General features: G+C 72.8%; 25 protein-coding genes. 9 read left to right on the top strand and 16 right to left on the bottom strand.

Annotated features, from left to right (window positions below; all coding sequences use genetic code 11):
- Positions 1 to 64: 64 nt before the first annotated feature.
- Positions 65 to 1,198, bottom strand: a complete 1,134-nt coding sequence (locus tag DMB66_RS35035; protein WP_125808442.1) for an acyl-CoA dehydrogenase family protein — start codon at positions 1,196 to 1,198, stop codon at positions 65 to 67.
- Between the two features lie 143 nt (positions 1,199 to 1,341).
- Between DMB66_RS35035 and kstR the strand changes: the two genes are divergently transcribed.
- Positions 1,342 to 1,971, top strand: coding sequence for a cholesterol catabolism transcriptional regulator KstR (gene kstR, locus DMB66_RS35030; RefSeq protein WP_125808405.1), 630 nt, complete (start codon positions 1,342 to 1,344; stop codon positions 1,969 to 1,971).
- A 7-nt stretch (positions 1,972 to 1,978) separates the two neighbouring features.
- Here the strand turns inward: kstR and DMB66_RS35025 are convergent, their stop codons facing one another.
- Positions 1,979 to 2,410, bottom strand: coding sequence for an SRPBCC family protein (locus tag DMB66_RS35025; RefSeq protein ID WP_125808404.1), 432 nt, complete (start codon positions 2,408 to 2,410; stop codon positions 1,979 to 1,981).
- Between the two features lie 29 nt (positions 2,411 to 2,439).
- Positions 2,440 to 4,104 (bottom strand): 3-oxosteroid 1-dehydrogenase, encoded by a 1,665-nt coding sequence (gene kstD, locus DMB66_RS35020; RefSeq protein ID WP_125808403.1) that lies wholly within the window; start codon positions 4,102 to 4,104, stop codon positions 2,440 to 2,442.
- Between the two features lie 295 nt (positions 4,105 to 4,399).
- Between kstD and DMB66_RS35015 the strand changes: the two genes are divergently transcribed.
- Entirely contained in the window at positions 4,400 to 5,095 is a 696-nt protein-coding gene (locus tag DMB66_RS35015) for a PaaI family thioesterase (protein WP_125808441.1), read from the top strand.
- 106 nt (positions 5,096 to 5,201) lie between these two features.
- A complete protein-coding gene (locus tag DMB66_RS35010) occupies positions 5,202 to 5,954 on the top strand; it encodes an SDR family NAD(P)-dependent oxidoreductase (protein ID WP_125808402.1) in 753 nt (250 codons plus the stop codon).
- A gap of 193 nt (positions 5,955 to 6,147) precedes the next feature.
- On the opposite strand, the gene DMB66_RS35005 is transcribed toward DMB66_RS35010, so the two are convergent.
- From DMB66_RS35005 to DMB66_RS34990, 4 genes are all read right to left on the bottom strand, one after another.
- Positions 6,148 to 6,501 (bottom strand): EthD family reductase, encoded by a 354-nt coding sequence (locus DMB66_RS35005; RefSeq protein ID WP_199752801.1) that lies wholly within the window; start codon positions 6,499 to 6,501, stop codon positions 6,148 to 6,150.
- Positions 6,498 to 6,887 (bottom strand): hypothetical protein, encoded by a 390-nt coding sequence (locus tag DMB66_RS35000; protein WP_199752800.1) that lies wholly within the window; start codon positions 6,885 to 6,887, stop codon positions 6,498 to 6,500. Before DMB66_RS35000 ends, DMB66_RS35005 begins: the two co-directional genes overlap by 4 nt.
- A 63-nt stretch (positions 6,888 to 6,950) precedes the next feature.
- Positions 6,951 to 7,604 (bottom strand): TetR/AcrR family transcriptional regulator, encoded by a 654-nt coding sequence (locus DMB66_RS34995; RefSeq protein WP_199752799.1) that lies wholly within the window; start codon positions 7,602 to 7,604, stop codon positions 6,951 to 6,953.
- Entirely contained in the window at positions 7,605 to 8,435 is an 831-nt protein-coding gene (locus tag DMB66_RS34990; protein WP_158647475.1) for an SDR family NAD(P)-dependent oxidoreductase, read from the bottom strand.
- Between the two features lie 172 nt (positions 8,436 to 8,607).
- Between DMB66_RS34990 and DMB66_RS34985 the strand changes: the two genes are divergently transcribed.
- From DMB66_RS34985 to DMB66_RS34960, 6 genes are all read left to right on the top strand, one after another.
- Positions 8,608 to 9,642: an extracellular solute-binding protein gene (locus DMB66_RS34985; protein WP_158647474.1), complete on the top strand. Its 1,035-nt coding sequence runs from the start codon at positions 8,608 to 8,610 to the stop codon at positions 9,640 to 9,642.
- 75 nt (positions 9,643 to 9,717) lie between these two features.
- Positions 9,718 to 10,848 (top strand): ABC transporter ATP-binding protein, encoded by a 1,131-nt coding sequence (locus DMB66_RS34980; RefSeq protein ID WP_125808399.1) that lies wholly within the window; start codon positions 9,718 to 9,720, stop codon positions 10,846 to 10,848.
- A 4-nt stretch (positions 10,849 to 10,852) separates the two neighbouring features.
- Positions 10,853 to 12,553 carry an iron ABC transporter permease gene (locus DMB66_RS34975; protein ID WP_125808398.1) on the top strand — a complete coding sequence of 567 codons (1,701 nt, stop codon included), beginning with the start codon at positions 10,853 to 10,855 and terminating at the stop codon, positions 12,551 to 12,553.
- Positions 12,554 to 12,564: 11 nt separating this feature from the next.
- Positions 12,565 to 13,764 carry an acyl-CoA dehydrogenase family protein gene (locus DMB66_RS34970; protein ID WP_125808397.1) on the top strand — a complete coding sequence of 400 codons (1,200 nt, stop codon included), beginning with the start codon at positions 12,565 to 12,567 and terminating at the stop codon, positions 13,762 to 13,764.
- Positions 13,761 to 14,783, top strand: coding sequence for a phosphotransferase family protein (locus DMB66_RS34965; protein WP_199752798.1), 1,023 nt, complete (start codon positions 13,761 to 13,763; stop codon positions 14,781 to 14,783). The genes DMB66_RS34970 and DMB66_RS34965 overlap by 4 nt, the downstream gene beginning before the upstream one ends.
- Before the next feature lie 58 nt (positions 14,784 to 14,841).
- Positions 14,842 to 16,194: an FAD-dependent oxidoreductase gene (locus DMB66_RS34960; RefSeq protein ID WP_125808396.1), complete on the top strand. Its 1,353-nt coding sequence runs from the start codon at positions 14,842 to 14,844 to the stop codon at positions 16,192 to 16,194.
- A gap of 1,532 nt (positions 16,195 to 17,726) precedes the next feature.
- Here the strand turns inward: DMB66_RS34960 and DMB66_RS34950 are convergent.
- From DMB66_RS34950 to DMB66_RS34910, 9 genes are all read right to left on the bottom strand, one after another.
- Positions 17,727 to 18,794 (bottom strand): MBL fold metallo-hydrolase, encoded by a 1,068-nt coding sequence (locus tag DMB66_RS34950; protein ID WP_125808395.1) that lies wholly within the window; start codon positions 18,792 to 18,794, stop codon positions 17,727 to 17,729.
- Positions 18,795 to 18,846: 52 nt separating this feature from the next.
- Positions 18,847 to 20,340, bottom strand: coding sequence for a class I adenylate-forming enzyme family protein (locus DMB66_RS34945; RefSeq protein WP_125808394.1), 1,494 nt, complete (start codon positions 20,338 to 20,340; stop codon positions 18,847 to 18,849).
- Complete coding sequence (locus tag DMB66_RS34940; protein WP_125808393.1) at positions 20,328 to 20,693, bottom strand: nuclear transport factor 2 family protein; 366 nt, start codon at positions 20,691 to 20,693, stop codon at positions 20,328 to 20,330. Before DMB66_RS34940 ends, DMB66_RS34945 begins: the two co-directional genes overlap by 13 nt.
- A gap of 70 nt (positions 20,694 to 20,763) precedes the next feature.
- The gene (locus DMB66_RS34935; RefSeq protein ID WP_125808392.1) at positions 20,764 to 21,390 is read right to left on the bottom strand and encodes a TetR/AcrR family transcriptional regulator; all 627 of its coding nucleotides are present in this window, start codon (positions 21,388 to 21,390) and stop codon (positions 20,764 to 20,766) included.
- A gap of 89 nt (positions 21,391 to 21,479) precedes the next feature.
- Positions 21,480 to 22,628 carry an acetyl-CoA C-acetyltransferase gene (locus DMB66_RS34930; protein WP_125808391.1) on the bottom strand — a complete coding sequence of 383 codons (1,149 nt, stop codon included), beginning with the start codon at positions 22,626 to 22,628 and terminating at the stop codon, positions 21,480 to 21,482.
- 14 nt (positions 22,629 to 22,642) lie between these two features.
- Positions 22,643 to 23,428, bottom strand: a complete 786-nt coding sequence (locus DMB66_RS34925; RefSeq protein WP_125808390.1) for an enoyl-CoA hydratase/isomerase family protein — start codon at positions 23,426 to 23,428, stop codon at positions 22,643 to 22,645.
- Complete coding sequence (locus tag DMB66_RS34920) at positions 23,425 to 24,183, bottom strand: SDR family NAD(P)-dependent oxidoreductase (protein ID WP_233625056.1); 759 nt, start codon at positions 24,181 to 24,183, stop codon at positions 23,425 to 23,427. Before DMB66_RS34920 ends, DMB66_RS34925 begins: the two co-directional genes overlap by 4 nt.
- Positions 24,180 to 24,950: an SDR family oxidoreductase gene (locus DMB66_RS34915; RefSeq protein ID WP_125808389.1), complete on the bottom strand. Its 771-nt coding sequence runs from the start codon at positions 24,948 to 24,950 to the stop codon at positions 24,180 to 24,182. Before DMB66_RS34915 ends, DMB66_RS34920 begins: the two co-directional genes overlap by 4 nt.
- Positions 24,947 to 26,164 carry an acyl-CoA dehydrogenase family protein gene (locus tag DMB66_RS34910; protein WP_125808388.1) on the bottom strand — a complete coding sequence of 406 codons (1,218 nt, stop codon included), beginning with the start codon at positions 26,162 to 26,164 and terminating at the stop codon, positions 24,947 to 24,949. The genes DMB66_RS34915 and DMB66_RS34910 overlap by 4 nt, the downstream gene beginning before the upstream one ends.
- Positions 26,165 to 26,169: the final 5 nt, after the last annotated feature.

The following is a 26,169-nucleotide window of genomic DNA, read 5'->3' as shown; positions in this document are numbered from 1 at the left end:
TGATCAGCCGGGTCGACGGCGACCCGGCCGGGTCGATGGGCGACTCGGCCTGGTCGACGGCGGCTCAGCCGGGTTGCCGGGCGACGCGCTCGCCCAGCCGTTGCAGGCAGTGCTCGCCGCCGCCGACGAACCGGACCAGGTCGCGGACCAGGGCGGTGTGCCGGTGCAGCGGATAGTCGGCGGCCAGGCCGAGCCCGCCGTGCAGGTGGTGACAGGTGCGCAGGGCCGGCAGCGCCTCGGCGGTCAGCCACTGCGCGGCGACCGCCAGATCGTCGTCGGCCGGGCGGCCGGCCCCGAGCGCCCAGCACGCCGCGACCACCGCCAGATGCAGGGTGCGTGCGGTCACGTAGACGTCGGCGATCTGCTGGGCGACCGCCTGGAAGGTGGCCAGCGGCCGGCCGAACTGCTGCCGGGTCCGGACGTGGCCGGCGGTCAGCCCCAGCGCCCCGGCCAGGGCACCGTCGCCGAGCGCGCACGCGCCGGCGATCGCGAACCGGTGCAGGTCAGCCAGGCAGCGGCCGTCGGTGTTGCCGCCCAGCGGCTGCCCGGCGACCGCGTCCAGCCGCACGGTGTACCCGCCCGCGCCCGCTGATCCCGGCGACCCTGCGAGCGAGACACCGGCTGATCCCGGCGCGCCTGCGAGCGGGACACCGGCTGATCCCGGCGCGGCTTCGAGCGAAACGCCGGGGGACGCCGGATCGATGACCATGACGGCGACACCGCCGGCGGCCGTGCGCGCCGGCACGAGCATGCGGTGTGCCCGGTCGGCGTCGGGGACGCCGGTCTTGACGCCGGTCACCGTCCAGTCGGCGGCGACGGTCGTGCGCGGGCACTCCGGCAGCGGGTCGGCGGGCTCGGCCACGGCGGCCGTGAGCACCGCGCCCTCGGCGACCCCGGCCAGCAGGTCGCGCTGCTGCTCGGCGGTGCCCCAGCGGGCCACCGGGAGCACGCCCAGGGCGAGGGTGGACAGCGCCGGCACGGCGGCGGCGCGCCGGCCGATCTCGGTCAGCACCACCGCGGTCTCCGGCGCGCCGAGGCCCGCGCCGCCGAGGCCGGCCGGCACCGCGAGGGTGAGCAGGCCCGCGCTCCCGAGCGCCTTCCACAACCGCTCCGGGGTGTCCGCGTCGCCGTCCAGCACCTCGCCGGCGAGGCGGGCGATCGTCTCCTGCGCCTCGTCCGGCCGGAAGTCCGGCCCCACAACATCGGTCACCCAGTGATTAGAACACGTTTCATTTTAGCTCCGCCAGCGGCGGGCGACATCGGCTCGCAACGAGCCGTTGGTACGCTGAATCAACGAGTAAACGCGGTAGTCGGCCGCGGCGGTCCGCCCGAGAGGTAGCGATGGCAGCATCGAGAACGCATACCAGCAATGGCGCCGGGCGCGGCGCGCTCGCCGGGGCGGAGGCCGAGCAGGGCTCCGCCGCGCAGCGGGACAGGCGCCGGCGAATCCTGGAGGCCACGCTGGCACTGGCGTCCAAGGGCGGCTACGACGCGGTCCAGATGCGCACGGTCGCGGAGAAGGCCGAGGTGGCGCTCGGCACGCTGTACCGCTACTTCCCCTCGAAGATCCACCTCTTGGTGTCGGCGCTGTCCCTGGAGTTCGAGGGGATCCAGGAAAAGCTGGACCGCAAGCCCATTCCCGGCGACACGCCGTACGAGCGGATGCTGCACGTGCTCGGCCGGATGACCCGGGTCATGCAGCGCGAGCCGATGCTCACCGAGGCGATGACCAGGGCCTTCATGTTCGCCGACCCGTCCGCCAGCGCCGAGGTCAACGCGGTGGCACGGCTCATGGAGGACATGTTCACCCGGGCCATGCACGACGGCGAGCCGACCGCCGATGACCGGGCGAAGGCCCGGGTCATCGGCGACGTGTGGCTGTCCAACCTGGTGGCCTGGGTGACCCGCCGGGCCTCGGCGAACGACGTCGTCAACCACCTGGAGCTGGCCACCCGGCTGCTGCTGCACTGAGCGCGGCTCACCCCAACAGCGCGGTCAGCTTCTCCAGGGCCTGCTTGGCCGAGGCGCCGGCCTGCTTCTCCAGCATGCCGGCCATCGGCCCGGCCAGCGCCGGGCCCGCGAACTCCATCTCGTAGGTGATCTGCGAGCCCTGCCCGGCCGGCGCGATCATGAAGCGGTTCTTCGCCTTCACGCCCATCGGGCCGTCGCCGGCCTGCTCAAGCCGCTCCGGCGCCACGGCGGCGGTCACCTTCCAGGCCATCTCGGCGGGCATCCCCATCAGCTTCACCTTCTGCTTGTACGCGGTGCCCTCGCTGAGGGTCACCGGCACCTCCCCCACGAAACCCTCGTGCATGGCGTTCCACTCGGGCACCCGCGCGGGGTCCGCGAGCACCTGCCAGACCTGCTCCGGGCTGGCCGCGGCGTCGGTAGTGACACTGACCTTGGGCATCGTTCCTCCTTGATAGCTGCGATCGTCGTTCAGGCGGCGGATCCGGTCGCGAGGTCGAGGCCGGCCACGTAGCCGAAGGTCATGGCGGGGCCCAGGGTGGAGCCCGCGCCGGCGTAGCTGTGGCCCATGACCGCCGCGCTGGCGTTGCCGGCCGCGTACAGCCCGGGGATCACCGTGCCGTCGGGGCGCAGCACGCGCGCCCGCGCGTCGGTGAGCATCCCGCCCTTGGTGCCCAGGTCGCCGGGCACGATCTTGAAGGCGTAGTAGGGCGGCAGGATGAGCGGGGCCAGGCACGGGCTGGGCCCGTTGGTGGGATCGGCGAAATACGCGTCGTAGCTGCTGTCGCCGCGTCCGAAGTCGGTGTCCTTGCCGGCCCGGGCCTGCGCGTTGAAGCGGTCGACGGTGGCACGCAGCGCCGCCGCCGGCACGCCGATCTTCCCGGCCAGCCCCTCGATGGTCCAGTCCCGCTGCAGCGCGCCGCTGGCATACCACGAGTCCGGGTACGGCAGCAGCGGCGCGATGTCCTTGAACAGGTAGCGGTTGCGATACTGCTGGTCGGTGACCATCCAGCACGGGATGTGCGGAACCTGCGGGGTGTTCTTGGCGTACATGACGTGCACGACGTCGCTGTACGGCGCGGCCTCGTCGACGAAGCGCTTGCCGGCGGCGTTGACGAAGATGTTGCCGGGCAGCGTGCGCTCGGACAGGCAGAAGTAGGGCCCGTCCGGCAGCGGGATCATCGGGCCCCACCAGGCGTCCTCCATCAGCGCCAGCGCCGCGCCGGCCCGCTCGCCCGCCTCGATGCCCTCGCCGGTGTTGGACGACGCGCCGACGGTCCAGTCGGCCCCGATCGGCTCGGCCTGGAACTGCTTGCGCATCCGCTCGTTGTGCTCGAACCCGCCGCTGCCGACCAGCACGCCCCGCCGGGCCCGGATCAGCACCTCCTCGCCGTCGCGGCTGGCCAGCACGCCCGCCACCCGGCCGCCTTCGACATGCAGGTCGAGCAGGGGTGCGTTCAGCCAGACCGGCACGTCGGCGGCGAGCAGCCCGGCGCGCAGCCCGGCGGCCAGGGCTTGGCCCATGGTGACCGGCTTCTGCCCGGCCGCGGCCAGTTGGAGATAGCGCCAGACGAGCTCGGAGGCAGTCGCCAGGCCCTTCGGATGGCGGGCGATGAGCGCCAGCCACTTGTAGTCCACGGTGTAGACCACCGTGCCGGCCGGGGAAGCCATGTAGGGCGGGTTCAGCCTGGCGAACTCGGCGCCCAGGATGTTGGCGTCCAGCGCACGCGGCTCGATCGACCGGCCGTTCGGCATCCCGCCCGGCAGCTCCGGATAGTAGTCCGGATAGCCCTGCATCCAGGCGAAGCGCAGCGGCGTCCAGCGCTGCAGGAAGGAGATCGCCTTCGGGCCGTTGGCCAGGAAGGCCTGCTGGCGGGCGGCCGGCACGCCGGGGCCGACCACGGCCGACAGATAGGTGGCCGCCTTGGCGGGGGTGTCCGGCACGCCGGCCGCGAGCAGCACCTCGTTGCAGGGGATCCAGATGCCGGCGCCCGAGCGCGCCGCCGAGCCGCCGAAGACCGGCGCCTTCTCGATCACGATCGTGCGCAGACCGCTGCGGGCCGCCGCCAGCGCGCCCGCCATGCCGGCCGCGCCGGCACCGACCACAACCGCGTCGTATTCCACGGTGACCGCCATGCCGCCTCCATCCGCCGGGCCGCAATAACTAGAACAGGTTATAGCAGTGTGATGAGATTCACTAGCCCCGCGCCTGCTGGCCGCCGCCGCGTTGGTAGAACCTGATGCTGTTCAGCTTTCGCCGGCGGGGCGGGGCAGGTGGGAGGACGCGGTGACCGACAGCGATACCACGAGGGCGGCGGGTCACGACCCCGCGACCGCCTGGCACCCCGACTCCGCGTCGCGGTCCGGCACCGCCGCACCACAGCCCAGCACCGCCGCACCGCAGCCCGGCACCGGCGATTCGGCGCGGCGCCTGCGGGCCGTCGACGGCCCGCCCCGGACGGAGTCGGCCGCCCTGCTGCGCCGGCGCCGGGCGATCAGCGAGCTGGGCGACGCGCTGCGGGTCCTGGTCGAGAACGCGGCGATCACCGAGGCGCCGACCGACGAGCTGCGCGCCGCGGCCGAACGAGTGCGCCAGGCCGCGGCGCCGCTGGGCGAGCGGGTGCGCGACCGCACCGCGCTGACCACGGCCGACGACCTGCTGGGCGGCATCCGGATGTACAACCCGGTGACCGGCACCGGCAGCGCCCTGGCGCCACCGCTGCACATCGAAGAGGTCGACGGAGTGGCGGTCGGCAGCTGCACGCTCGGGCTCGTCTACGAGGGCCCACCCATGTACGCCCACGGCGGCGTGAGCGCGATGTTGCTGGATCAGATCCTCGGCTACGCGGTGAGCGTCTCCGGCAACCCCGGCATGACGGTTCGCCTCGACACCTCCTATCGCAAGCCGGTGCCGCTGCTGACCCCGTTGCGCCTGACCGCCCGGGTGCAGGGGGTCGACGGACGGCGGGTGACCGCGACGGGCACCATCGCCGCCGCGGCCGAGCCCGGCACGATCCTGGTCGCGGCGACCGGCACCTTCGTCGCGCTCCGCGCCGAGCAGGCCCTCGACCTGTTCGGCCCGGTGCTGGGCATCGACGACGCGGATCCCGGCGAGCGCGCCGGCTGACCCTCCCCGCCGCGTCACCCGCATCGAACGCCCGGCCTTGACGGGGCCGGCCCGGCGACCCAAACTTAGTTCAGTTTAGGCGGCGGGGCCGGACCCTGGAGGATCCATGCGACTGACCGGAAAGGTCGCGCTGGTCACCGGCGCGACCGGCGGCATCGGCGCGGCGACCGCGCGCCGGTTCGCCGCCGAGGGCGCCACTGTCGTGGTCACCGACCTGGACGAGGACCGCTGCGCCGCGCTCGCCGAGGAGCTCCGCGAGCTGGGCGCGGTGGCGGAGCCGCGGGTGCTGGACGTCTCCGACGAGGAGGCGTGGCGGCGGGTCGTGGCCGAGGTCGCAGCCGCGCTGGGCGGCATCCACGTGCTGGTCAACAACGCCGGGATCGGTCGCTTCACGACGGTCGAGTCGGAGACCCTGGAGACCTGGAACGAGGTCGAGGCGGTCACCCAGCGCGGGGTGTGGCTCGGCATGAAGCACACCGGGCCGGCCATCGAGGCCGCCGGCGGCGGTGCCATCGTCAACGTCTGCTCCATCTTCGGCACGGTGGGCGGCTTCGGTTCCAGCTTTTCGTACCACGCCGCGAAGGGCGCCGTCCGGGTGATGACCAAGAACGCCGCCCTGCACTGGGCGCAGCGCGGCGTCCGCGTCAACTCGGTCCATCCCGGCTTCATCGCGAGCGGCACGCTGCTCGAGCGCACCAGCGGCACCCCGCGGGAGCGGGCCATGCTGGAGGGAACGCCGATGCGCCGCCTCGGCCGGCCCGACGAGGTGGCGGGCGCGATCGCCTTCCTGGCCGGCGCCGACTCCACCTTCATGACCGGCAGCGAGCTCTACGTCGACGGCGGCTGGACAGCGCAGTGAGGCCACGCCGTGCTGGGCATGAGGTTCGGCCGGTGGCGTATCCACGGGGCGGGTTCGACCGTCGGACTTCCGGATGGTCGAGGTGGCCGTGCCCGAGCCGGGCCCCGGCGAGGTGCTGGTGCGCGACACAGCGCCTGACGGTGTCCGGGGGGAAATCCGGGCCCGGCGCAGGCCGCACCAATCCGCCGGCCGCCTACGTCGGCTGCGACTCCGCGGCCGTGGCGCTGAAGAGCTCGGCCTCCTCGCCCATCACCGCGATGCGCCGGCCCCGCATCGCGCCGACGTGAGCGACCGCCGCGGCCCATTGCGGGCTCGCCAGGGCGCTGGTGAGGTCGTCGGCGGTGGCGAAGCTCAGCACCGACATCCCGTCCCAGCCCTCGGATCGAGGCTCCAGCGCCGCGTCGACGGCGAGGTGCCGCCAGCTCCGCAGCCCGGGCAGCGCCCGGGTGACCTCGGCGTGTTCGCCGCGCCACCAGGCGATGAACCGGTCGTGGCTCCAGTCCGGCGGGCGTGCCGCGAGCACGACGAGGCTGTACACGGCGGTCACCCTCGCGCCTTCGCCGGCGGGAACGCGACCCCGGGCGACCGGCCGATGATCAGCCGGCGCAACCGGCCGTCGCCGGCCAGCAGCGCGGAGGCGACGAAGCTCGCCTCCCACTCGCCGTGGCGGATCACCTCGCCGAGCGCGAATTCCGTGTCGCCGTCGGCGCCGACGGCCAGCAGCCGGTGCACCCGCGTGCCCCGCTCCCGTTGCGCCAGATAGCCCTCCATCGCGGCCCGGCCGCCGGAGAAGTCGCTGGCGTTCGCGTTGCCCGTCGCGAAGACGACGGAGAACTGAAAGTCGTCGACGAGCAGGCCGAGGATGTCGTCCGGGGCCTCGCTGTCCATGATCTCGAACCACCGGACCAGCGCCGGTGCCGTCGTGGTGTCCACGTCACGCTCCCCATCCCAAGCGATCCAACTGAACTGAATTCAATATAGGGGATGGGGGCGGCGCTAGCCAGTCTCCACCATGCGGCGGACGCAGCCGAGGTAGAAGTCGCGGACCTCCGCCAGGCCCAGCCGCCCGCCCCAGCGGTACCAGCGCCACACGCTGACCAGCAGGCCGAGCACGGCCTGGGCCAGGGTGTGCGGGTCCCGCCTCGGGAACACACCGGCCGCCATGCCCCGTTCGAGCAGCCCGGTCCAGGCCATCTCGAGGTCGTGCACCAGGGCGCGGGCCGCCTGCCGCGCCTCCTCCTCGCGCGTCGAGGCGCGCGGCATCTCCAGCAGGTCGATGTGGTTCTGCAGGATGCGCATCTGCAGGACCTCGCGCTCGGTGACGTCGAACGCGCCGGCCACCGCCGCCCGCAGCCCTTCCGCCGGGTCGACCCCCTCGGTCACCTCCAGGAAACGCTGGTGGGAGCGGTGCAACTCGGAATGCATGATGGTCAGCAGGCAGTGCGCCTTGGACTCGAAGTAGTGGTAGAGGGCCGTCTGCCCGATGCCCACCCGCTGGGCCACGGTCGACCACTTCGTCGCCTCGTAGCCGAACTCGCCGAAGCAGCCGACGGCGGCCGACAGGATCGCCGCGCGCTTGGAACGCGGTCCCGCCTCGGTATCGAGCATGGACTGGGCCACCTTGGATTGGGCCACCTTGGATTTGGCCACCTATTCGACTCCATTCTGCACGGGCAGCGCGTCGACCACGCCGCGCCAGGCGAGCGAGCCGCCGTCGATCAGCCAGACCACGCCGTTGACGTACGCCGACTCGGCGCCGGCCAGGAAGCAGACCAGATTGGCGATGTCGTCCGGCTGCCCGATGCGCGACACGAGCTGGGTACGGGTGAGGGTACGCACCCGCGCCTCCCGGTCGTCCCCGGCGGCCAGGTAGTCCTCGACCATCCGGGTCTCGGTCGCGCTCGGGCAGTAGCAGTTGACCCGGATGCCGTACGGGGCCAGCTCGACGGCGAGGTTCTTGGTGAGCAGCGCCACCCCGCCCTTGCTGGCGCCGTACGCCAGGCTGGACATGCCGCCCACCCACGATCCGGTGGAGCCGGCGTTGATGATCGACGGCCCGCGCCGGCTCCGCTTCAGGTACGGCACCGCGAACTTCGCGCACAGCCAGGGCCCGCGCAGGTTGACCGCGACCACCCGGTCCCAGGCGTCGAGCGGCATCTCCTCGATCGACAACGGGACGCCCAGCATCGTCTCGTGGATGCCGGCGTTGTTGTGCAGGACGTCGATGCCGCCGTACGCCTCGTCGGCCGCCCGCATCAGCTCCCGGACCTGGCCGGCGTCCGTGACGTCGCAATGCTGGTATCGGGCCTGGCCGCCGGCGGCGGTGATGGCCGCGGCGGTCCGCGCGCCCGCGTCGTCGTCGAGGTCGGCCAGGACGACGCGGGCGCCGCGGCTTGCCGCCTTCCGCGCCGTCGCCGCCCCGATGCCCTGGGCCGCGCCGGTAATCACGAACGTCATGCCGTCGAGTTCCACCCGCGTCACCACCCCTCCCGAAGCCCTGGCCGCGAGGCCTTGCCGAAACCGAGTTCAGTTTGGTAACTTCCACGAAATCTTAGCCAGCCAGCCGCTGATCAGGCAAGTAACTCCGGGCGCGGCTGGGCCGGTTTCACATAGGGAGCCGAGTATGGGAGCACATCCGCGACGGCGCGGGGGCTTGCCCCTCGTCCTGCTGTTGATAACCACCCTGATGGTCGCCGGCTGCGGCGGCGGCAACGATGACAGCTCGCAGAACCTCGTGTCGGCGGACGCCGGCATCGACGCGCTGGTCGCCGCGGCCAAGAAGGAAGCCAAGGTCACCGTCTACTCGGCCCAGGGCCTCGACGCCCTGAACAACCTGGCCGCCGCCTTCGAGAAGCAATACCCGGGCATCGACGTCGAGCCGGTCCGCGGCGTCGACGGCGACCTGGGTGTGAAGGTGGAGACCGAGTTCCAGACCGGCAAGGGCATCGCCGACCTGTACGTCAGCGCGAGCCTGCCGTGGGTGCAGACCCAGGCCAAGGCCGGGAGGTTCCTCGCACCGACCGGGCCCGAGCTGACCGGCAAGGGCAAATACGACGTCGCCAAGTACGTCCATGACGGCACCTACTTCGAGACCAACGCCGCCGTGCTCACCTTCGGCTGGAACACCAAGCTCTACCCCAAGGGGCTGACCGACTACCCCGACCTGCTCGACCCGGCGCTCGGCGGCGGGAAGATCGGCGTAGTCGAGCCGACCGCGGCCTCGCTCGTCGACTTCTACCTGTGGCTGGAGGAGACGTACGGTCCCGACTACGTGACGAAACTGGCCGCCCAGAAGCCGCGCATCTATCCCAGCTCGCTGCCGATGGGTGAGGCGCTCGCGTCCGGGGAGATCGCGGCCGGCAGCTTCGTGGCGCCGATCGCCCTCGACCCGGCGAAGGCCAAGGGCGCGCCGATCGACTACAAGATGCCGCCGTCCGGAGCGTGGGGCGCCCGGTACTACGGCATGGTGTTGAAGACCGGCCCGCACCCCAACGCCGCCCAGCTCTTCGCCGACTTCATGGTGACCGCCAAGGGGCAGGAGCTGATCACCCCGTCCGCCGGCTCGGTGCTGCCCGACATCCCGGGCACGCTGATCACCAACGACAAGGTGCGGGTCCAGGATCCGGCGAAGCTCACGCCGGATGTCGTGACCGCGTACCAGAAGAAGTGGAAGTCGCTGTTCCAGTAGGGCCCGCAGGTCAGGGTGGGCGCCCGCGGCCGCGGGCGCCCACCCACCCGAGTCTTCCAAGGTTAAGGATTGCCCATGTCGCACGTGCGGATAGAGGGTCTGACCAAGCGATTCGCCGGCAAGCCGCCGACCGTGGCGGTGGACGACCTGACGCTGGAGATCGAGTCGGGCGAGTTCGTCGTGCTGCTCGGCCCGAGCGGCTGCGGCAAGACCACCACCCTGCGCAGCCTGGCCGGCCTGGAGACGCCCGACGCGGGACGCATCTCGCTGGGCGGGCAGACCGTGCTCGACGCCGGCAAGGTCAATCAACCGCCGAACAAGCGGCGGATCGGGATGGTCTTCCAGTCCTACGCGCTGTGGCCGCACATGACCGTGCGCCGCAACATCGGGTACCCGTTGCGAGCTCGCCGGGTGGGCCGCGAGCAGTCCCGGGGGTGGATCGAGGAGACGGCCGCGCTGGTCGACTGCGGCGACCTGCTCGACCGCTACCCGGCGCAGCTCAGCGGCGGCCAGCAGCAGCGCGTCGCCCTGGCCCGCGGCATCGTCGCCCGGCCCGACCTGGTGCTCTTCGACGAGCCGCTGAGCAACCTCGACGCGCGGCTGCGCGACCAGGTCCGGGCCCACCTGCACGAGCTGCACGGGCGGCTGAACTTCACCGCCGTGTTCGTCACCCACGATCAGAGCGAGGCGCTGGCGCTCGGCGACCGGCTGGCGATCATGAAGGCCGGCCGGATCGAACAGCTCGACACGCCGCAGCGGGTGTTCGAGGAGCCCGCCACCGAGTACGTCGCCGGGTTCATCGGCATGTCCAACCGAATCGCGCTGCGCCGGCACGGCGGCGGCTGGACGGCCGGCGACCAGCAGATCACCGGCGACCTGCCGGTGCCCCGCGAGCACACCGAGGTCACCGTCCGGCTGCGCCCGGACGACCTGCGACTCGCCCAGGGCGACCCGGTGCCGGCGGGCAGCGTCAGCCTGCCGGCGCTGGTCGTGGACGCGCAGTTCGGCGGGCGGCACATGGATGTGGTGGTCACGGTCGACGGACACCAGGTGCAGGCGAAGGCGCCGCTGGCCGCGACGCCGTGGGTCCGGCACCTGAAGCGCGGCGAGCCGGTCACCGCCTGGTTCCCGGAACGGTCGGCGATCTACTTCGGCAGCGGCGACGAACGCATCGCCGGGCACTCGGCCGCGACCGTGGGAGCGTGACGCCATGGTCGCACCCGCCCTGCCCACCGCGGCTGCCCCGCTGACCACCGCCCGCCGCCTGCTGTCCCGGCTCGGCGCACTGTCCTTCCTCGCGGTGATCGGCTATCTGGTCATCGCGCCGCTGGTGGGCCTGCAGCGGCTGGCGTTCGAGGACGGCGCGCGCGGCTACGCGTCCGCCTTCGACCGCCCGGAGATGGCCGAGACGCTGCGCACCACCGTCGGCCTGGCGCTGGGTTCGCTGGCCATCGCGCTGGTCCTCGGCACGCTGCTGGCCTGGGCGGCGACCCGGCTGCCGCCGCGGCTGCGGCTGCTGCGCGCGCTGCCGATCCTGCCCATCGTGGTGCCCGCGGTGGCGGCGGTGACCGGCTGGGCCTTCCTCTTCTCGCCCCGGCCCGGCTACCTGAACGCGCTGCTGCGCCACCTGCCCTGGTGGAACCACCTCGACGAGGGCCCGGTCGACGTCTACTCGCTGCCATGGATCGTGGTCATCACCGGCTTCGGGCTGACCGCGTTCGTCTACCTCTTCGTCAGCTCCGGCTTCGCCAACATCAACTCCGAGTTGATCGAGGCGGCGCAGGTGAGCGGATCCTCGTCGGTCGGCGTGTTCTTCCGGGTCACGCTGCCGCTGCTGCGCCCGACCCTGGTCTACGGCGGCTTCGTCGCCCTGCTGCTGGGCCTGGGCCAGTTCACCGGTCCCCTGCTGCTGGGCCGGACCGGCGGCATCAACGTGCTGACCACGGACATGTACGTCGCCGTGTCGCAGAGCCCGATCGACTACGGCCGGGCCGCCGCGATCGGCTCGCCGCTGCTGCTGTTCGGCCTCGCCGTCGTCATCTTCCAGAAGGTCATCCTCGGCGACCACAGCCGGTTCGTCACGCACGGCGGCAAGGCGTTCCGCACGCCCGGCCGGCCGTCGCGGCTCGCGGTCGCGGGCATCGTCCTGTACAGCCTGGTGGCCCTGGCGTTGCCGCTGGGCGCGCTCGCGATCGTGTCGCTCTCACCGTTCTGGAGCGGGTCGATCGACGTCGGCGGCTTCACGCTGGACAACTTCCGGAAGGTGTTCACCGAGTCCGGGATCACCGACGCGATCGTCAACAGCCTCACCATCTCGGTCATCTCCGTCGCGATCGCGCTCCCGGTGGGCTTCGTCGCGGCGACGCTGCTGCTCAAGGGCCGCCGCTTTCCGGTGATCCGGGCGGCGGTCGACTTCATCGTGGCGATGCCTCTCGGCATCCCCGCGGTCGTGTTCGGCGCCGGCTTCCTGCTCACCTACAGCCGCGAGCCCTTCATGCTGTACGGCACCCGCGAGGTGATCGTGCTCGTCTACGTGACACTGATGCTGCCGTTCACCACCCGGATGCAGCTGTCCGGCATGGTGTCGCTCGGTGACGCGTACACGGAAGCGTCCCGGACCAGCGGCGCCGGGCCGCTGCGCACCACCGCCGAGATCATGCTGCCGTTGTTGCGGCCCACCATCGCGGGCGCCGCGGCCCTGATGTTCGTGCTGCTGACCCACGAGTTCACCGCGTCGCTGCTGGTCCGCTCGCCCACCACGCAGGTCATGGGCACCGTGCTCTTCGACTACTGGGGCAACGGGTCGTACCCGCTGGTGGCGGCGATCGCCCTGGTCATGACGCTGGTGACCGCCGCCGGCGTCCTGGTCGCGACGGTCGTGGCCGGCTCCGACATCTTCGACAAACTCTGAGGAGCCGCCCCGTGGCCATCAGCTTCGACGTCAGCGCGGAGGTCGCCGGCCTCGCCCGGCGCACGGCGGAGTTCGTCCGGGACGTGGTGATCCCCGAGGAGCGTTCCTGCGGCGGGTCGGTGCACGACGCCCCGGAGCCGCTCCGGCTCCGCCTCCAGCGGGCCGCTCGCGACGCCGGGCTGTTCGCACCGCACGCGGCCCGGCGGTGGGGCGGTCTCGGGCTCGACCTGCGCGGGCAGGCGGTCGTCTTCGAGGAGGCGGGCTACTCGCTGCTCGGCCCGCTCGCGCTGAACTGCGCCGCGCCGGACGAGGGCAACATGCACCTGCTCGAGGCGGTGGCGACCGGGGCACAACAGGAGCGGTACCTGCGCCCGCTCGCCGCCGGCGAGACCCGGTCCTGCTTCGCGATGACCGAACCGGCCCCCGGGGCGGGCTCGGACCCCCGCGCCCTGGCCACCACCGCGACCCGGATCCCGGGCGGCTGGCGGATCGACGGCCGCAAGTGGTTCATCAGCGGCGCCGACGGCGCCGCCTTCACGATCTGCATGGCCCGGACGAGCGGCGCGCCCGGCGACGCCGGCGGCGCGACCATGTTCCTCGTCGACGCGGGCACCCCGGGCCTGAAGCTCGTCAGAAACCTCGAGACCCTGGACGAGGGCCTGTTCGGCGGGCACAGCGAGCTGGCGTTCGAGGGCTGCGAGGTCGCCGACGACCAGGTCCTGGGCGAGGTGGACCAGGGCTTCGGCTACGCCCAGGTCCGGCTCGGGCCGGCCCGGCTGACGCACTGCATGCGCTGGCTGGGCGCCGCCCGCCGGGCCCGGGACATCGCCCTGGACCGCGCCGCCCACCGCGCCGCGTTCGGCCGGCCGCTCGCCGAGTTGGGCATGGTGCAGCAGATGCTGGCCGACTCGGAGATCGACATCGAGGCCGGCCGGGCGCTGCTGTGGCGCGCCTGCTGGGAGCTCGACCAGGGCCGGCCGGGGGCGCAGCACACATCCATCGCGAAGACGTTCGTGTCCGAGGCGGTCAATCGAGTGGTGGACCGGGCGGTGCAGGTGTGCGGCGCCCTCGGCGTCTCCGCGGACCTGCCGCTGTCCCGGCTGCTGCGCGAGGTGCGGCCGTTCCGCATCTATGACGGGCCGTCGGAGACGCACCGCTGGGCGATCGCCCGGCGCGCGGTGCGCGCGTCCCAGGAACGTGCGGCCACGTGAGCGTCGACATGCCCGCCCTGCGGCAATACTTCGAGGAGCAGGTCGCGGAGTGCCGGGGACCGCTGCGGCTGGACCTCATCGCGGGCGGTCGCTCCAATCTCACATACCGGGTCACGGACGGGCACAGCCGCTGGGTGCTGCGCCGCCCGCCGCTGGGCCCGCTGACACCGACCGCGCACGACATGGGCCGCGAACACCACGTGGTGGCGGCGCTGGGCGCCAGCGGCATCCCGGTGGCCCGGGCCGTTTCCTACTGCGCGGATCCGGGCGTCATCGGCGCCCCGTTCAGCATCATGTCCTACGTGGACGGCCGGGTGCTGCGCGACGGCGCCGAGGCCGCCGGACTGTCGGCAGACGATGCCCGGCGCTGCGCCGAGGCGCTGGTCGACGAGCTGGCCCGGCTGCACGCGGTCGACCCCGGCCAGATCGGGCTCGGCGACTTCGGCCGGCCGGCCGGCTACCTGGAACGACAGGTACGGCGCTGGCACGACCAGTGGGCCCGGGTCACCACCCGGGACCTGCCCGAGCTGGCCGAGTTGCACCGCCTGCTGGTCCGGGCGACCCCGCCGGAGAGCGGCGCGTCGATCGTGCACGGCGACTACCGGCTGGACAACGTCATCCTGGCCCACGACGATCCCGGCACGATCCTGGCGATCGTAGACTGGGAGATGGCCACCCTCGGCGACCCCCTCGCCGACCTGGGCCTGACGCTCGTCTACTGGGATCCGGTCTGTGCACCGGTGCTCGGGGTGCGGCACGCCCCGACGGCCAACGCCGGCTTCCCGACCGGCCCCCAGCTCGCCAAGCGCTACGCCGAGCGGTCCAGCCGGGACGCCTCGACACTTGGCTTCTATCAGGCACTCGGCTATCTGAAGCTGGCCGTCATCGCGGAGGGCATCCACGCCCGGCACCTGGCGGGCCAAACCGTGGGCACGGGCTTCGACACAGTCGGCACGGCCGTCCCGGCCCTGCTGCGAGCGGGACTCGACACGTTGACCCCGCGAGGAAGCCGACCATGACAACACCCACGTCCACTCCGGCCGCCGGCCTCCCGGCGGCGATCCGAAGGAGCCGCGCATGACAGCGCAGGATCTGCCCGCGACGGTTGACCTACTGGTGATCGGCGCGGGGATGGCCGGGCTGACCGCGGCAGCTGCAGCCGCCTCCGCCGGAGCCCGGGTGCTGGTGGTGGAGAAGGGCGACCACGTGGGCGGCTCGGCGATCTATGCCGGGTTCGCCTGGACCGCGCCCAGCTACGAGGTGCTCCGCGAGGTCAATCCCGGTGGCGACCCGGCGCTGGGCGCGCGACTGATCGACGGCTTCCCCGGCGGCATCGACTGGATCCGCTCGCTCGGCGTCGACTGCCGCCCCGCGGTCCCGGTGCTGCGCTTCGGCCGGGGCCACCAGTTCGACACCGGCCACTACCTCGGGCGCTGCGAGCAACGGATCAAGGATCGCGGCGGCCTGATGCTGACCCGGACCAGCACGGCCACGCTCAAGCTATCCGGCGACGCGGTCACCGGCGCCGAGCTGCGCCTGCCGGACGGCGCCACCCACGACATCACCGCGGGCTGGACCCTGCTGGCTAGCGGCGGCTACCAGGCCGACCCGGGCCTACGGGCGGACTTGATCCACCCGCAGGCCCGCGACCTGCAACTGCGCGGCAATCCATGGAGCGCGGGCGACGGCCTGCGGCTGGGCCGGGCGGCGGGCGCGGCGTTCGGCACCGAAGGAGCGGGCTTCTACGGCCACCTGATCCCCGCCGGGGTCCCGCTCAGCGACCCGTCGCTCTACACGGACCTGGCACTGTATTACAGCGAGCACGCCCTGCTCTTCAACCTGGACGGCGAACGCTTCATCGACGAGACGGTCGGCGACCACCTCACCACGATCGCCCTGGTGGCCCAGCCGGAGGCACGCGGCCTGCTGATCGCCGACGCGGCCACCTACCGGGACCGAATCACCCAGTCCTACGTCGAGGGTTTCCCCGGCCTGGACAAGTTCGCGCTGGCCAGCCGGCGCGGGGCACGCTGCGCGGTCGCGCACAGCCTGGACGAGCTGGACGACATGCCACCGGAGTGGGGCTACCCGGGCCCGAAGATCCGAGCAACGATCGAAGACCTGAACGCGGCACGGTCCAGCGCAGCAGTGCCGGATCGCCGCAACGACCCCCGACCCCAAACCGAGCCACCCTTCTACGTACTGGAGGCGGCACCGGCCATCACCTTCACCCTCGGCGGCCTCCTGATCGACCCGGACGCCCGAGTCCGCGCCCAAGCCGGCGGCATGGTGCCGGGCCTACTAGCGGCGGGCGCCGACACGGGCGGCCTCTACCACAACGCGTACGCGGGCGGCCTGGCCGCAGCCCTCGTCTTCGGCCTGACGGCGGCCCGGACAGCTACCCGGCATCCGGCAGAGCCAAGAGCCTGAGCCCTGGCCCCAGCGCGAGAGGCCCGCACAAAGGTTCAGCACGTAACGGCACTTTCCGGGCGCAGCGGAACATCCGGCTCGTGGACGTCCCGCTCGGCGCACGTCGCATCGGCAGGCGATTCCGGGCCGATGCTCAGACCTTGGAGATCTGCGGCGTGCTCCTCACTGTCCTGCGCTCCTCACCGTAGGTCATCAAGATCGCAGCGGCGGCGCCCGTCCGGGATGGAGCTGGCGTGCCTCGCGGCGGGAAGCAGTTCCGCCGAGTCGCTTGGCTACTGCGGCTCCTGGCCCACGGCCTCGTCCGGCGCCAGACCTCAGTTTCGGAACACCGCCAGGCATCCCGCATCACCGATCACCACCGTGCGTAGCGGGGGCGTCGCCGTCAGCGCTCGCCGCCCAGCAGCAGAGTCCACCTTCTGCCGCCTTTGCTCTGCTTCCCCATCGGAAACGCCTCTCTCGGCCGATTCCCATCGGAAACGCCTCTCGGTCGACACCCGACACCCGACACCCGGCATCCGGCATCCGGCATCCGTCGCCGAGTAGCAGAACGTGGCCTCTCCGGCTGACGTTTCCTATAGGGAAGCAGAGCAAAGCCTGTTAAACCACTAGACGAGCAAGTCCTAACTGAGTTCAGCGGTCGTACGCGATCAGTGACCTGGTCGAGGGCTGACCGGTGGTGCGGTTGTGCCATGTCGCGGCGGTCATGGCGAGGTGGCGTTGGGCGACACGGACGCCGACGCCCTCGATGCTGCGGCCGCCGTGCACTTCGAGGTCGAGTTGGCCTTTCAGCGTGTCGTTGACCGACTCGATCGGGTGCCGGACAGGTTTGAGCAGGTGCTCGCCAGGGTGTGGAGTCCGGTTGCGGTAGGACGGCCGCAGCAGCCGGGCACCACGTTCGGACAGCCAACGGTCGCGTTCGGCGGAGACGTTCGGCGGAGGCGTAGCCCCTGTCCGCGATGATCGGCTGTCCCGGCCGGGCGGCGAGCAGGCCGGCGTCTTGCTCCAGGGCCGCGGTCGGGAGCTGCCGGTCGTCGGTCTTCGCGGTGGCCAGTGACCGGGCGATCGGCGGACCCGACGGTGTGCGGATCAGATGCAGGCGCGGGCCCCAGAACCAGCGTGAGTGCGAGGAGCAGTAGCCGTAACTGGCCCAGCCGGCCAGTTCGGAGCGTTTGGCCGTGGGCCGGGATCGGCCGCACTCGACGGGGGTGGAGTCGGTGACCCACACGTCGTTGAACAGCACCAACTCACGGCGCTGATTCCCGGTGAGCGGCGTGATCGCACCGACCTGTTCTCCGGCGAGCACCGGGTGTGCGGCATGAACGTGCAGGTTGTCGCCGACCTCGACCGCCGGCACGCCGATCGGTGGATCCCGGCATGGCAGTGTCCCGTTCGCCTCGTCCGGGGCTGGCCGAGCGGTGGGCCAGCTGGCCGACGACGGTCCCGGCATGCTCGCGGGCGAGGGTTCTCCATAGGGCAGCGGGGATCACCGGAGATTGGCGGAGCCGGGCCGTGCTCCGGCATCGGCGGGGCGCTCAGGGGGCCGGGACGGCGGTCACCGGCCGCGCTTTCGGCTCGGTGGGGGTGAAGCGGTCGGTTCCGTTGGCCGGGGTGGTTACGGCCTGGCCGCGTGCTACCAGCACGTCCAGGTGGGCCACCGTTTCGTTCACCGCCAGCATCTGGTTGAAGTCGTCCAGGTCGGTGAACGGGATCTCGCGCCGGGTCCAGGCCAGCCGGCGGGCCACCTCGTATGCCGCGCGGTCGCCGGCGCCGAGCGCCCGCAGCGTGTCCGCCAGCCGCCGGTCGTGGTGCGCCAGCAGCTCGCCCACCCGGGTGTGGGTGCTGCCCGCCACCGGGCCGTGCGCCGGCAGCAGCCGGGTGTCGGCGAATGTCGTCATCAGGTGCAGCGAGCGCAGGTAGTCTGCCAGCGGCAGGCCCGGCTCGGCCAGCTCGAAGCCGATCGACGGGGTGATGTGCGGCAGCACGTGGTCCCCGGCGAACAGGAGCCCGTTCTCCTCGTCCAGGTAGACGACGTGGCCGCGGGTGTGGCCCGGCGTGGGCACCACCCGCAGCGACCGCCGCTCGAGGTGCCGGACACCGCCGCCCAGCCATTCGTCGGGCAGTTCCCAGTCCCGGTCGTCGAAGTCCGCGGCGGCGAACCGCTTGCGGATCCGGTCGGCCAGGTCGTGCGCGCCGGCGCGGGCCAGGATGTCCAGCGACATGACCGGGGCCCGGGTGCGGATCTCGCGCAGCATCTCCAGGCCGGGCCGCTCGCCGGCGCCGAGCAGCACCCGTGCGCCCAGCAGCCGGCGCAGCGCGATGGCCTGCGTGTAGTGGTCGCGGTGGATGTGGGTGACCAGGATCTGGGTGATAGCGGCGAGGTCGTGGCCGAGGGTGGCCAGCGCGTCCTCCAGCACCCGGCGGGATTCCGGCAGCGCCCAACCGCCGTCGATCATGACGATGCCGTCGCCGTCCTCCAGCAGGTAGACGTTGACCGCGCGGAGCCCGTCGTCCGGCAGGGGCAGCGGGACCCGGTGCACGCCGGGACGGACGGTCTCGGGGCCCGCCTCGGCCCAGCGCCCGCGGCCCGCTCGTTCCGTCACGGCTGTGCCACCTCCTGCCGCCCCTCGCGGACCGCGTCGGCCCGAACGCCTGTCACGCCGGGCCCTCGGCGGCCGGGCGCCGGGTGTGCAACTCGCGGGCGAGGTCGCGGGCGCCGGCCCGGGACAGCTTGCCGACCGCGGTCTGCGGCAGCTCCGCCACGGCGAACACGAACTCCGGCCATTTGGCCTTGGACAGGCCGACGCCGTGCAGGTGGCCGGTGACCTCGTCGAGCCGGACCGGGCCGCCGTCGACGGCGACGACCAGCGCCGCCGCCCGTTCGCCGAGCACCTCGTCGGGCACCGGGGCCACGCACACCTGCGCGACCCGTGGATGGCTCGCGATCGCCCGCTCGACCTCGGTGATGTCGATGTTGCGGCCGCCGCGGATGATGACGTCCTTCTCCCGGCCCATGATCGTGACCGTGCCGTCGGGGTCGGCGATCAGCAGGTCGCCCGTCGGCAGGAAGCCGTCGGCGGTGAGCTCGGGCGGCTCCAGTTTGCCGCCGCGCGCGTACCCCAGGAAGAGCGACGGCCCGCGCACCTCGCCGCGGCCCAGCTCGCCAGGGCGGACCGGTTGCCCGCCGGGGTCCACGGCGCGCAACTCCGTGCCCGGGAACGGGCGCCCGTCGCGGCCGAGCCGGAGCTCCGGCGGGTCGTCGGGCGCGGGCGAGGTGTGGCCCAGGCACTCCGACATCCCGAAGACCCGCAGGATCCGGGTGCCCAGCGACTCCTCCGCCCGGCCCAGGGCGCCCGCGTCCATCGGCCCGCCGCCCACGGTGATCGACCGGACGCCGCTCAGCGCGCGGGAGCCGGCCGCCGCCGCGCCCAGTTGGAGCGCCATCGTCGGCACGCACATGGTCCAGCGCACTCCCGCCTGCGCCATCCGGGGCAGCGTCGCCGCCGGGTCCCACCTGTCCCACAGCACGAGCGGGCCACCCAGCAGCAGCGCCTGGTAGACGCCGAAGCAGTAGGCCGCGGTGGAGGACAGCGGGACGATCGCGGCGATCGGGTCGCCCGGCCGCAGCCCGTTGATCGTGATGGTCTGCGCCGCCGCGTACCGGAGGGCTTGCTCGGATTGCACCACTCCCTTGGCCCGGCCCGTCGAGCCGGAGGTCAGCCCGATCAGGCAGCCGCCGCCCCAGCGAGCGGCGTCCCGGCGGCCGGGTGCCGACCGGGCCAGCCAGCCGTCGAGCGCCCGTTCGTCGCTGCCGGGCAGCAGGGCCGGCACCGTCCACTCCGCCATCGCGCCGGGCTCGGCCACCACCACGTCGGGCTGGATGTCCTCGAAGGCGGCCGCGAACTCGGCCGCGGTGGTGTGCCGGTTGACGACCGCCAGGGTTCCCCCGCTCAGGCCGACCGCGAGCGAGGCCGCGACCGTACGCCAGGAGTTGTCGGCCTGCAGCAGCACCGTGCCGGAGAGCGGGCCGGCGAGGTCCCGCGCGTGCCGGAGCAGGTCCCGCGCCGGGTGCGGGCCGGAGTCGTCGATCACGGCTACGGAGTCGGACTGCTCGGCCCGCCGCCGGAACTCGGCTGCTACCTGTCGCACGTGACCGCCCCGTCGAACAGGTCGAAGGTGGTGCTGAAGAGCGATTGGTACCGGGCCATCTTGCCGGCGGCCGAGATCCGCGCCGCGCTGTGGAAGGCGCCCACCGGCCGGCCGGCCTCGGTGACCAGGCCGTAGACCGTCTCCAGGTCCCGGTCGACCGCCGCGCGCAGGATCCGGTGCTCCCGTTCGGTGGCGTTGCGGCCGGCGATGTAGGCGGCGAAGTCCGCCCGGGACCGGCCGGTGACCTCGCCGCCCGGCAGCGCGATCAGGAACCTGAAGTCGGGCTCGACCCAGTCCAGGGCCTTGTCCGGGTCGGCACTATCCATGCAGGCCATGTACTCACGCAGCACCATCGGACGCTCCCGTAACTGAGTTCAGTTCAGTTACTGGGACAGTAACCCCGCCGGCACGGCCGCGCAACGACTACGGCCCGACGATCCGGACGCAAGCGTCCTCGATCAGCTCCCGGATCTCGGCCAGCGGGGTCGCGCCGCGCGGCCGGTACCAGCGCCAGACGCTGACGATCATGCCCAGCAGGGACAGCGCGAGCGTGCGGGCGTCGCGGCGGGCGAACACGCCGTCGTCCATCCCCCGCTGCAGCAGCTCGGTCCACGAGAGCTCGATCTGGTGCACGAGCTCACGGGCCGCCGCGCGCTCGGCCTCCTCGCGCTCGGACTGGCGCTTGACGGCCAGTAGGTCGAAGTTGTTCTCCAGGATCCGCATGCGCAGCACGTCGTGCGCCGAGACCTCGTACGCCGCGCGCACCGCGGCCCGCAGCGCGGCCATCGGCTCCGGCTCGCCGGCGGTCGCCTTGACGAACATCTCGTGCGACCGCTCCAGCTCCATCCGCATGATGGTGAGCAGGCAGTGCGCCTTCGACTCGAAGTAGTGGTAGAGGGCGGGCTGGCCGATGCCGACCTGGTCCGCCACCGTCGACCACTTGGTGGCGTCGTACCCGGTCTTGCCGAAGCTCTTGATCGCCGCCGACAGGATCGCGGCACGCTTGGAGCGGGGCCCCTGCCCCGGCTCCACCATCCGCGCAACAGGCATCTATGCCCCCAGAGTCGTCCGTCTCAGCACCTGAATCCGTCTCAGCACCTGAAGCATAAAGGCGAGTTGAACTCGGTTCCACTTGCCGGTCATAGCCGCTCGATGATGGTGGCATTGGCCATGCCGCCGCCCTCGCACATGGTCTGCAGGCCGTAGCGGCCCCCGGTCCGGCGCAGCCGGTGCACCAGGGTCGTCATCAGCCGGGCGCCGGACGCGCCCAGCGGATGCCCCAGCGCGATCGCCCCGCCGGCCACGTTGACCCGCTCCGGATCGGCGCCGGTCTCCCGCTGCCAGGCCAGCACCACCGGCGCGAACGCCTCGTTGATCTCCACCAGGTCGAGGTCCGCGACGCCGAGGCCGGACCGGTGCAGGATCTTCTCGGTCGCCGGGATCGGCCCGGTGAGCATGAAGACGGGGTCCGAGCCGACCACCGCCAGCGCGTGCACCCGGGCGAGCGGCGCCAGGCGGTAGCGGCGTACGGCGTCGGCGGAGGCGACCAGCAGCGCCGCGGCGCCGTCGGAGATCTGGCTCGACACCGCCGCGGTGAGCCGGCCGCCCTCGGTCAGCGTCCGGAGGCCCGCCATCTTCTCCAGCGAGGTGTCTGGTCGGGGCCCCTCGTCGGCCGTCAGCCCGAACGCGGGCACGATCTCGTCGCCGAACGACCCGTCCGCCGCCGCGGCGGCCGCCCGCCGGTGGCTGGTCAGCGCGAACCGCTCCATGTCCGCCCGGGACACGTCCCACTTCTCGGCGATCAGCTCCGCGCCGCGGAACTGCGAGACCTCCTGGTCGCCGAAGTGGGTGCGCCAGCCGGTCCCGTCGTACGGGCTGCCCAGTCCCGCCCGGGCGCCGACGGTCATCGGGCTGGCGATCGGCACCAGGCTCATCACCTCCACGCCCCCGGCGACGATCAGGTCGGCCGTACCGGACATGACGGCCTGGGCCGCGAAGTGCACCGCCTGCTGCGACGAGCCGCACTGCCGGTCGATGGTGGTGCCCGGCACGTGCTGCGGCAGCCCGGCGCTCAGCCAGGAGGTCCGGGCGATGTTGCCGGTCTGCGCGCCGATCTGGCCGACGCAGCCGAAGTAGACGTCGTCCACCTCGCCGGGGTCGACACCGCTCCGGTCGAGCAGCGCGGTGATCACCCGCCCGCCCAGGTCCGCGGGGTGTACGCCGCTGAGTCCGCCGCCCCGGCGCCCCACCGGGGTCCGGACGGCGTCGACGATGAAGGCTTCCGCCATGTGCTTGTCTCCAGTCACTCAGGATGGAACCGCGCCGGTCGCTTGTCCAGGAAGGCGGCCACGCCCTCGCGGCCCTCGGCGGAGACCGCGGCGGCGGCCAGCGCCTCCGCCTCGTGGTCGAGATGCCGGTCGCGCTCCGCCGACAGGCCGGCCGCGACGAGCCGCCGGGTGCTGCCGAAGGCCGCCGTGGCGCCGGCCGCCAGCCCGGCGGCGAGCCGATCCACCTCATCGGCGAGCCGCTCGGCCTCGACGACCCGGCTCACCAGCCCGATCGCGACGGCTTCCCGGGCGTCGACCCGCCGGTTGGTCAGCAGCAGGTCCAGGGCGCGCCGCGGGCCGATGAGCCGGGGCAGGGACCAGGTCACCCCGGCGTCCGGCGAGTAGCCGATGCCGGTGTAGGCGAGCACGAACGTGGCGTCCGCCGCCGCGATGGTCAGGTCGGCCGCGGCGGCCAGCCCGACCCCGGCGCCCGCGACCGCGCCCTGCACGGCGGCGACCATCGGGGCGTCCAACTCGGCGAAGCCGCGCAACGCCCCGTGCAGGGCGTCGGTCACCGCGCGCAGGTGCCCGGCCAGCGCGTCGCCGCTCAGCGCGGAGAACTCGCGCAGGTCGCCGCCGACGCAGAAGGACCGGCCCGCGCCGCTGAGCACCACGGCCCGTACGCCCCCGCGCCGGCACCGGATCGCGGCGGCCAGCAGCCCACGGGCCGTTGCCAGGTCGATCGCGTTGCCCCGCTCCGGGCGGCACAGCAGCACGCGCGCGACCCCGGCGCGCACCTCGACGGAAACCGGTTCGGTCATCGCGCGGTCCAGCCGCCGTCGACCACCAGGACCTGCCCGGTGCAATACGACGAGGCGTCCGAGGCGAGGAACAGCAGCGCGCCGTCCAGTTCGCCGCCCTCGCCGCCCCGGCGCAGCATGGTGTTCCGCTCGACCCACTCGCTGGACCGGGTGTCCGCGAACAACGCCTCGGTCATCTCGGAGCGGAACCAGCCGGGGGCCAGCGCGTTCACCCGGACGCCGGCGCGCCCCCACTGCCCGGCGAGTTCCCGGGTCAGGCCGAGCAGGCCCGCCTTGGAGGCGGCGTAGCCGGCACCACCCATCGGCGCGGCCGACACCAGGCCGAGGATCGAGGCGACGTTCACGATGCAGCGGCCGGTCTCCGGCCCGCCCGCGGCGGCCATGAGCCGGGCCAGGTGGAACGGCGCCACCAGGTTCACGGCGAGCACCTCGGCGAAGTCGTGGGAGGACTCGTCGGCCGCGCGCGGGGCGCCGGACGTGCCGGCGTTGTTCACCAGCACGTCGAAGCGGCCGGTGGCCGCCAGCACCGTCTCGACCAGCCGGCTGCGGTCCTCCTCGCGGCTCACGTCGCAGGCGACCGGGTGGATCCGCGGGTCGCCGGCGGCCACCTCGGCCAGCCGCTCCACCCGCCGGGCCGCGGCGAAGACGGTCGCGCCCGCGCCGGCGAGCACGGCCGCGAAGCGCGCGCCGAGCCCCGACGAGGCACCGGTGACCACCGCGGTGCGCCCGCCCAGCGAGAACAGCTCGGCACTCACGAGTCCACGCCGATCGGCAGGGCGAGCGCGCCGCCGTCGAGGACCAGGGTCTGGCCGGTCATCCAGGAGGACGCGTCCGAGGCCAGGAACACGGCCGCGTTCGCGACGTCCTCGGGCGTGCCGAGCCGGCGCAGCGGCAGCTTGGCGGTCAGGATCGGCTCGCGGACCTCCCAGACCGCGCGGGCCAGTTCCGTCTTGATCAGGCCGGGCGCGATCGCGTTGACCCGGGCCTTCGGCCCCAGCTCGTACGCGAGCTGACGGGTCAGATGGAGCATGGCGGCCTTGGTCGCGTTGTAGTAGCCGATGTGCGGGTCGACGATCAGCCCGCCGACCGAGGCGATGTTGACGATGGCGCCGCCGTGCTCGGCCATCGACGCCTGCCACGCGCACCGGGTCCAGGCGATCATGCCGTACTGGTTGACCCGAACCGTCTTCTCCGCCCGCGGCAGGTCCAAATCGATCAGGGCGCCATGGTACGGGTTGGTGGCGGCGTTGTTGACCAGGATGTCGACCCGCCCGAACCGTTCCATCGTCTCGTCCACGCAGCGCTGCGCCTGCTCCGGCTCGCCCGCGTTGGCGACCACCGTGTGCACGCCGCCGGCGGCCGGGGTCGTCATGAGCTCGGCGCGGGCGGCAGCCAGCCCGTCGGCCTTGCGGGCGGCGATGGTCACGTGCGCACCGGCGGCGCGGTAGGCCCGCGCGATGGCCAGGCCGATGCCGCGGGAGCCGCCGGTGATCACCGCTACCCGGCCGTCCAGAACGTTCACGCCGTCGCTCCCTCGGTGTATCTGGCCAGTTCGCGGCGCGCGACGGTGCGCAGGTGGACCTCGTCGGGCCCGTCGGCGATGCGCAGCGCCCGGGTGATCGCGAACAGCCGGGCCAGCACGGTGTCGTCGCTGACCCCCGCCGCCCCGTACGCCTGCACCGCGCGGTCGACGACCCGGTGGGCCACCTCCAGCGCGGCCACCTTGATGGCGGCCACCTCCATCCGGGCCGCGGCGTTGCCCACGGTGTCCATCAGCCACGCCGACTTGAACACCAGCAGCCGGAGTTGCTCGATCTCGATCCGGCTGCGGGCGATCCACTCGCGGACCACGCCCTGCTCGGCCAGCGGGCCGCCGAACGCCTCCCGGGCCAGCACCCGCCGGCACATCATCTCCAGCGCCCGTTCGGCGAAGCCCACCGCGCGCATGGCGTAGTGCATCCTGCCCGGCCCGAGCCGGCCCTGGGCCAGCGCGAAACCCTCCCCCTCGCCGCCGAGCAGGTTGCCGACCGGCACCCGGACGCCGGTGAAGAGCACCTCGCCGTGGCCGAGCCGGTCGGTGTAACCGAACACCGGCAGGTCCCGCAGCACCGTGATGCCGGGGGTGTCGCGCGGGATCAGCAGCATGCTCTGCCGCCGGTAGGCCGGCGCGGCCGGATCGCTCACCCCCATCAGGATGATCAGCGCGCAGTCCGGGTCGAGGATGCCGGACGTGTACCACTTGCGGCCGTCGACCACGTACTCGTCGCCGTCCCGGGTGATCCGGGTCCGCAGGTTGCGCGGGTCGGAGCTGGCCACGTCGGGTTCGGTCATCGCGAAGCAGGACCGGATCCGCGCCTCCAGCAGCGGGCCCAGCCACCGGTCCCGCTGCTCCGGCGTGCCGAAGAGGGCGAGCAGTTCCATGTTGCCGGTGTCCGGGGCCGAGCAGTTGAACACCTCGGGGCCGATGATGGAGCGGCCGGCGATCTCCGCCAGCGGCGCGTATTCCAGATTGGACAGTCCGGCGCCCCAGTCGCCGTGTGACATGAACAGGTTCCACAGCCCTTCCGCGCGAGCCTTCTCCTTCAGCTCGCGCATCACCGGGGGCAGCGCGTGCGGGTCGGCCGCCTCGGCGAGTTGCCGGTCGTACACCGGCTCGCTGGGGTAGACGTGCTGCGCCATGAAGGACCGCATCCGGTCCTGCAACTCAGCTGCGCGCGGGGTGAATTGGAAGTCCACGGTCG

It is taken from the genome of Actinoplanes sp. ATCC 53533 (genome assembly GCF_003947245.1).
Note: the sequence above shows the minus strand (reverse complement) of the source record. Positions and strands in the feature narration are given on the sequence as shown.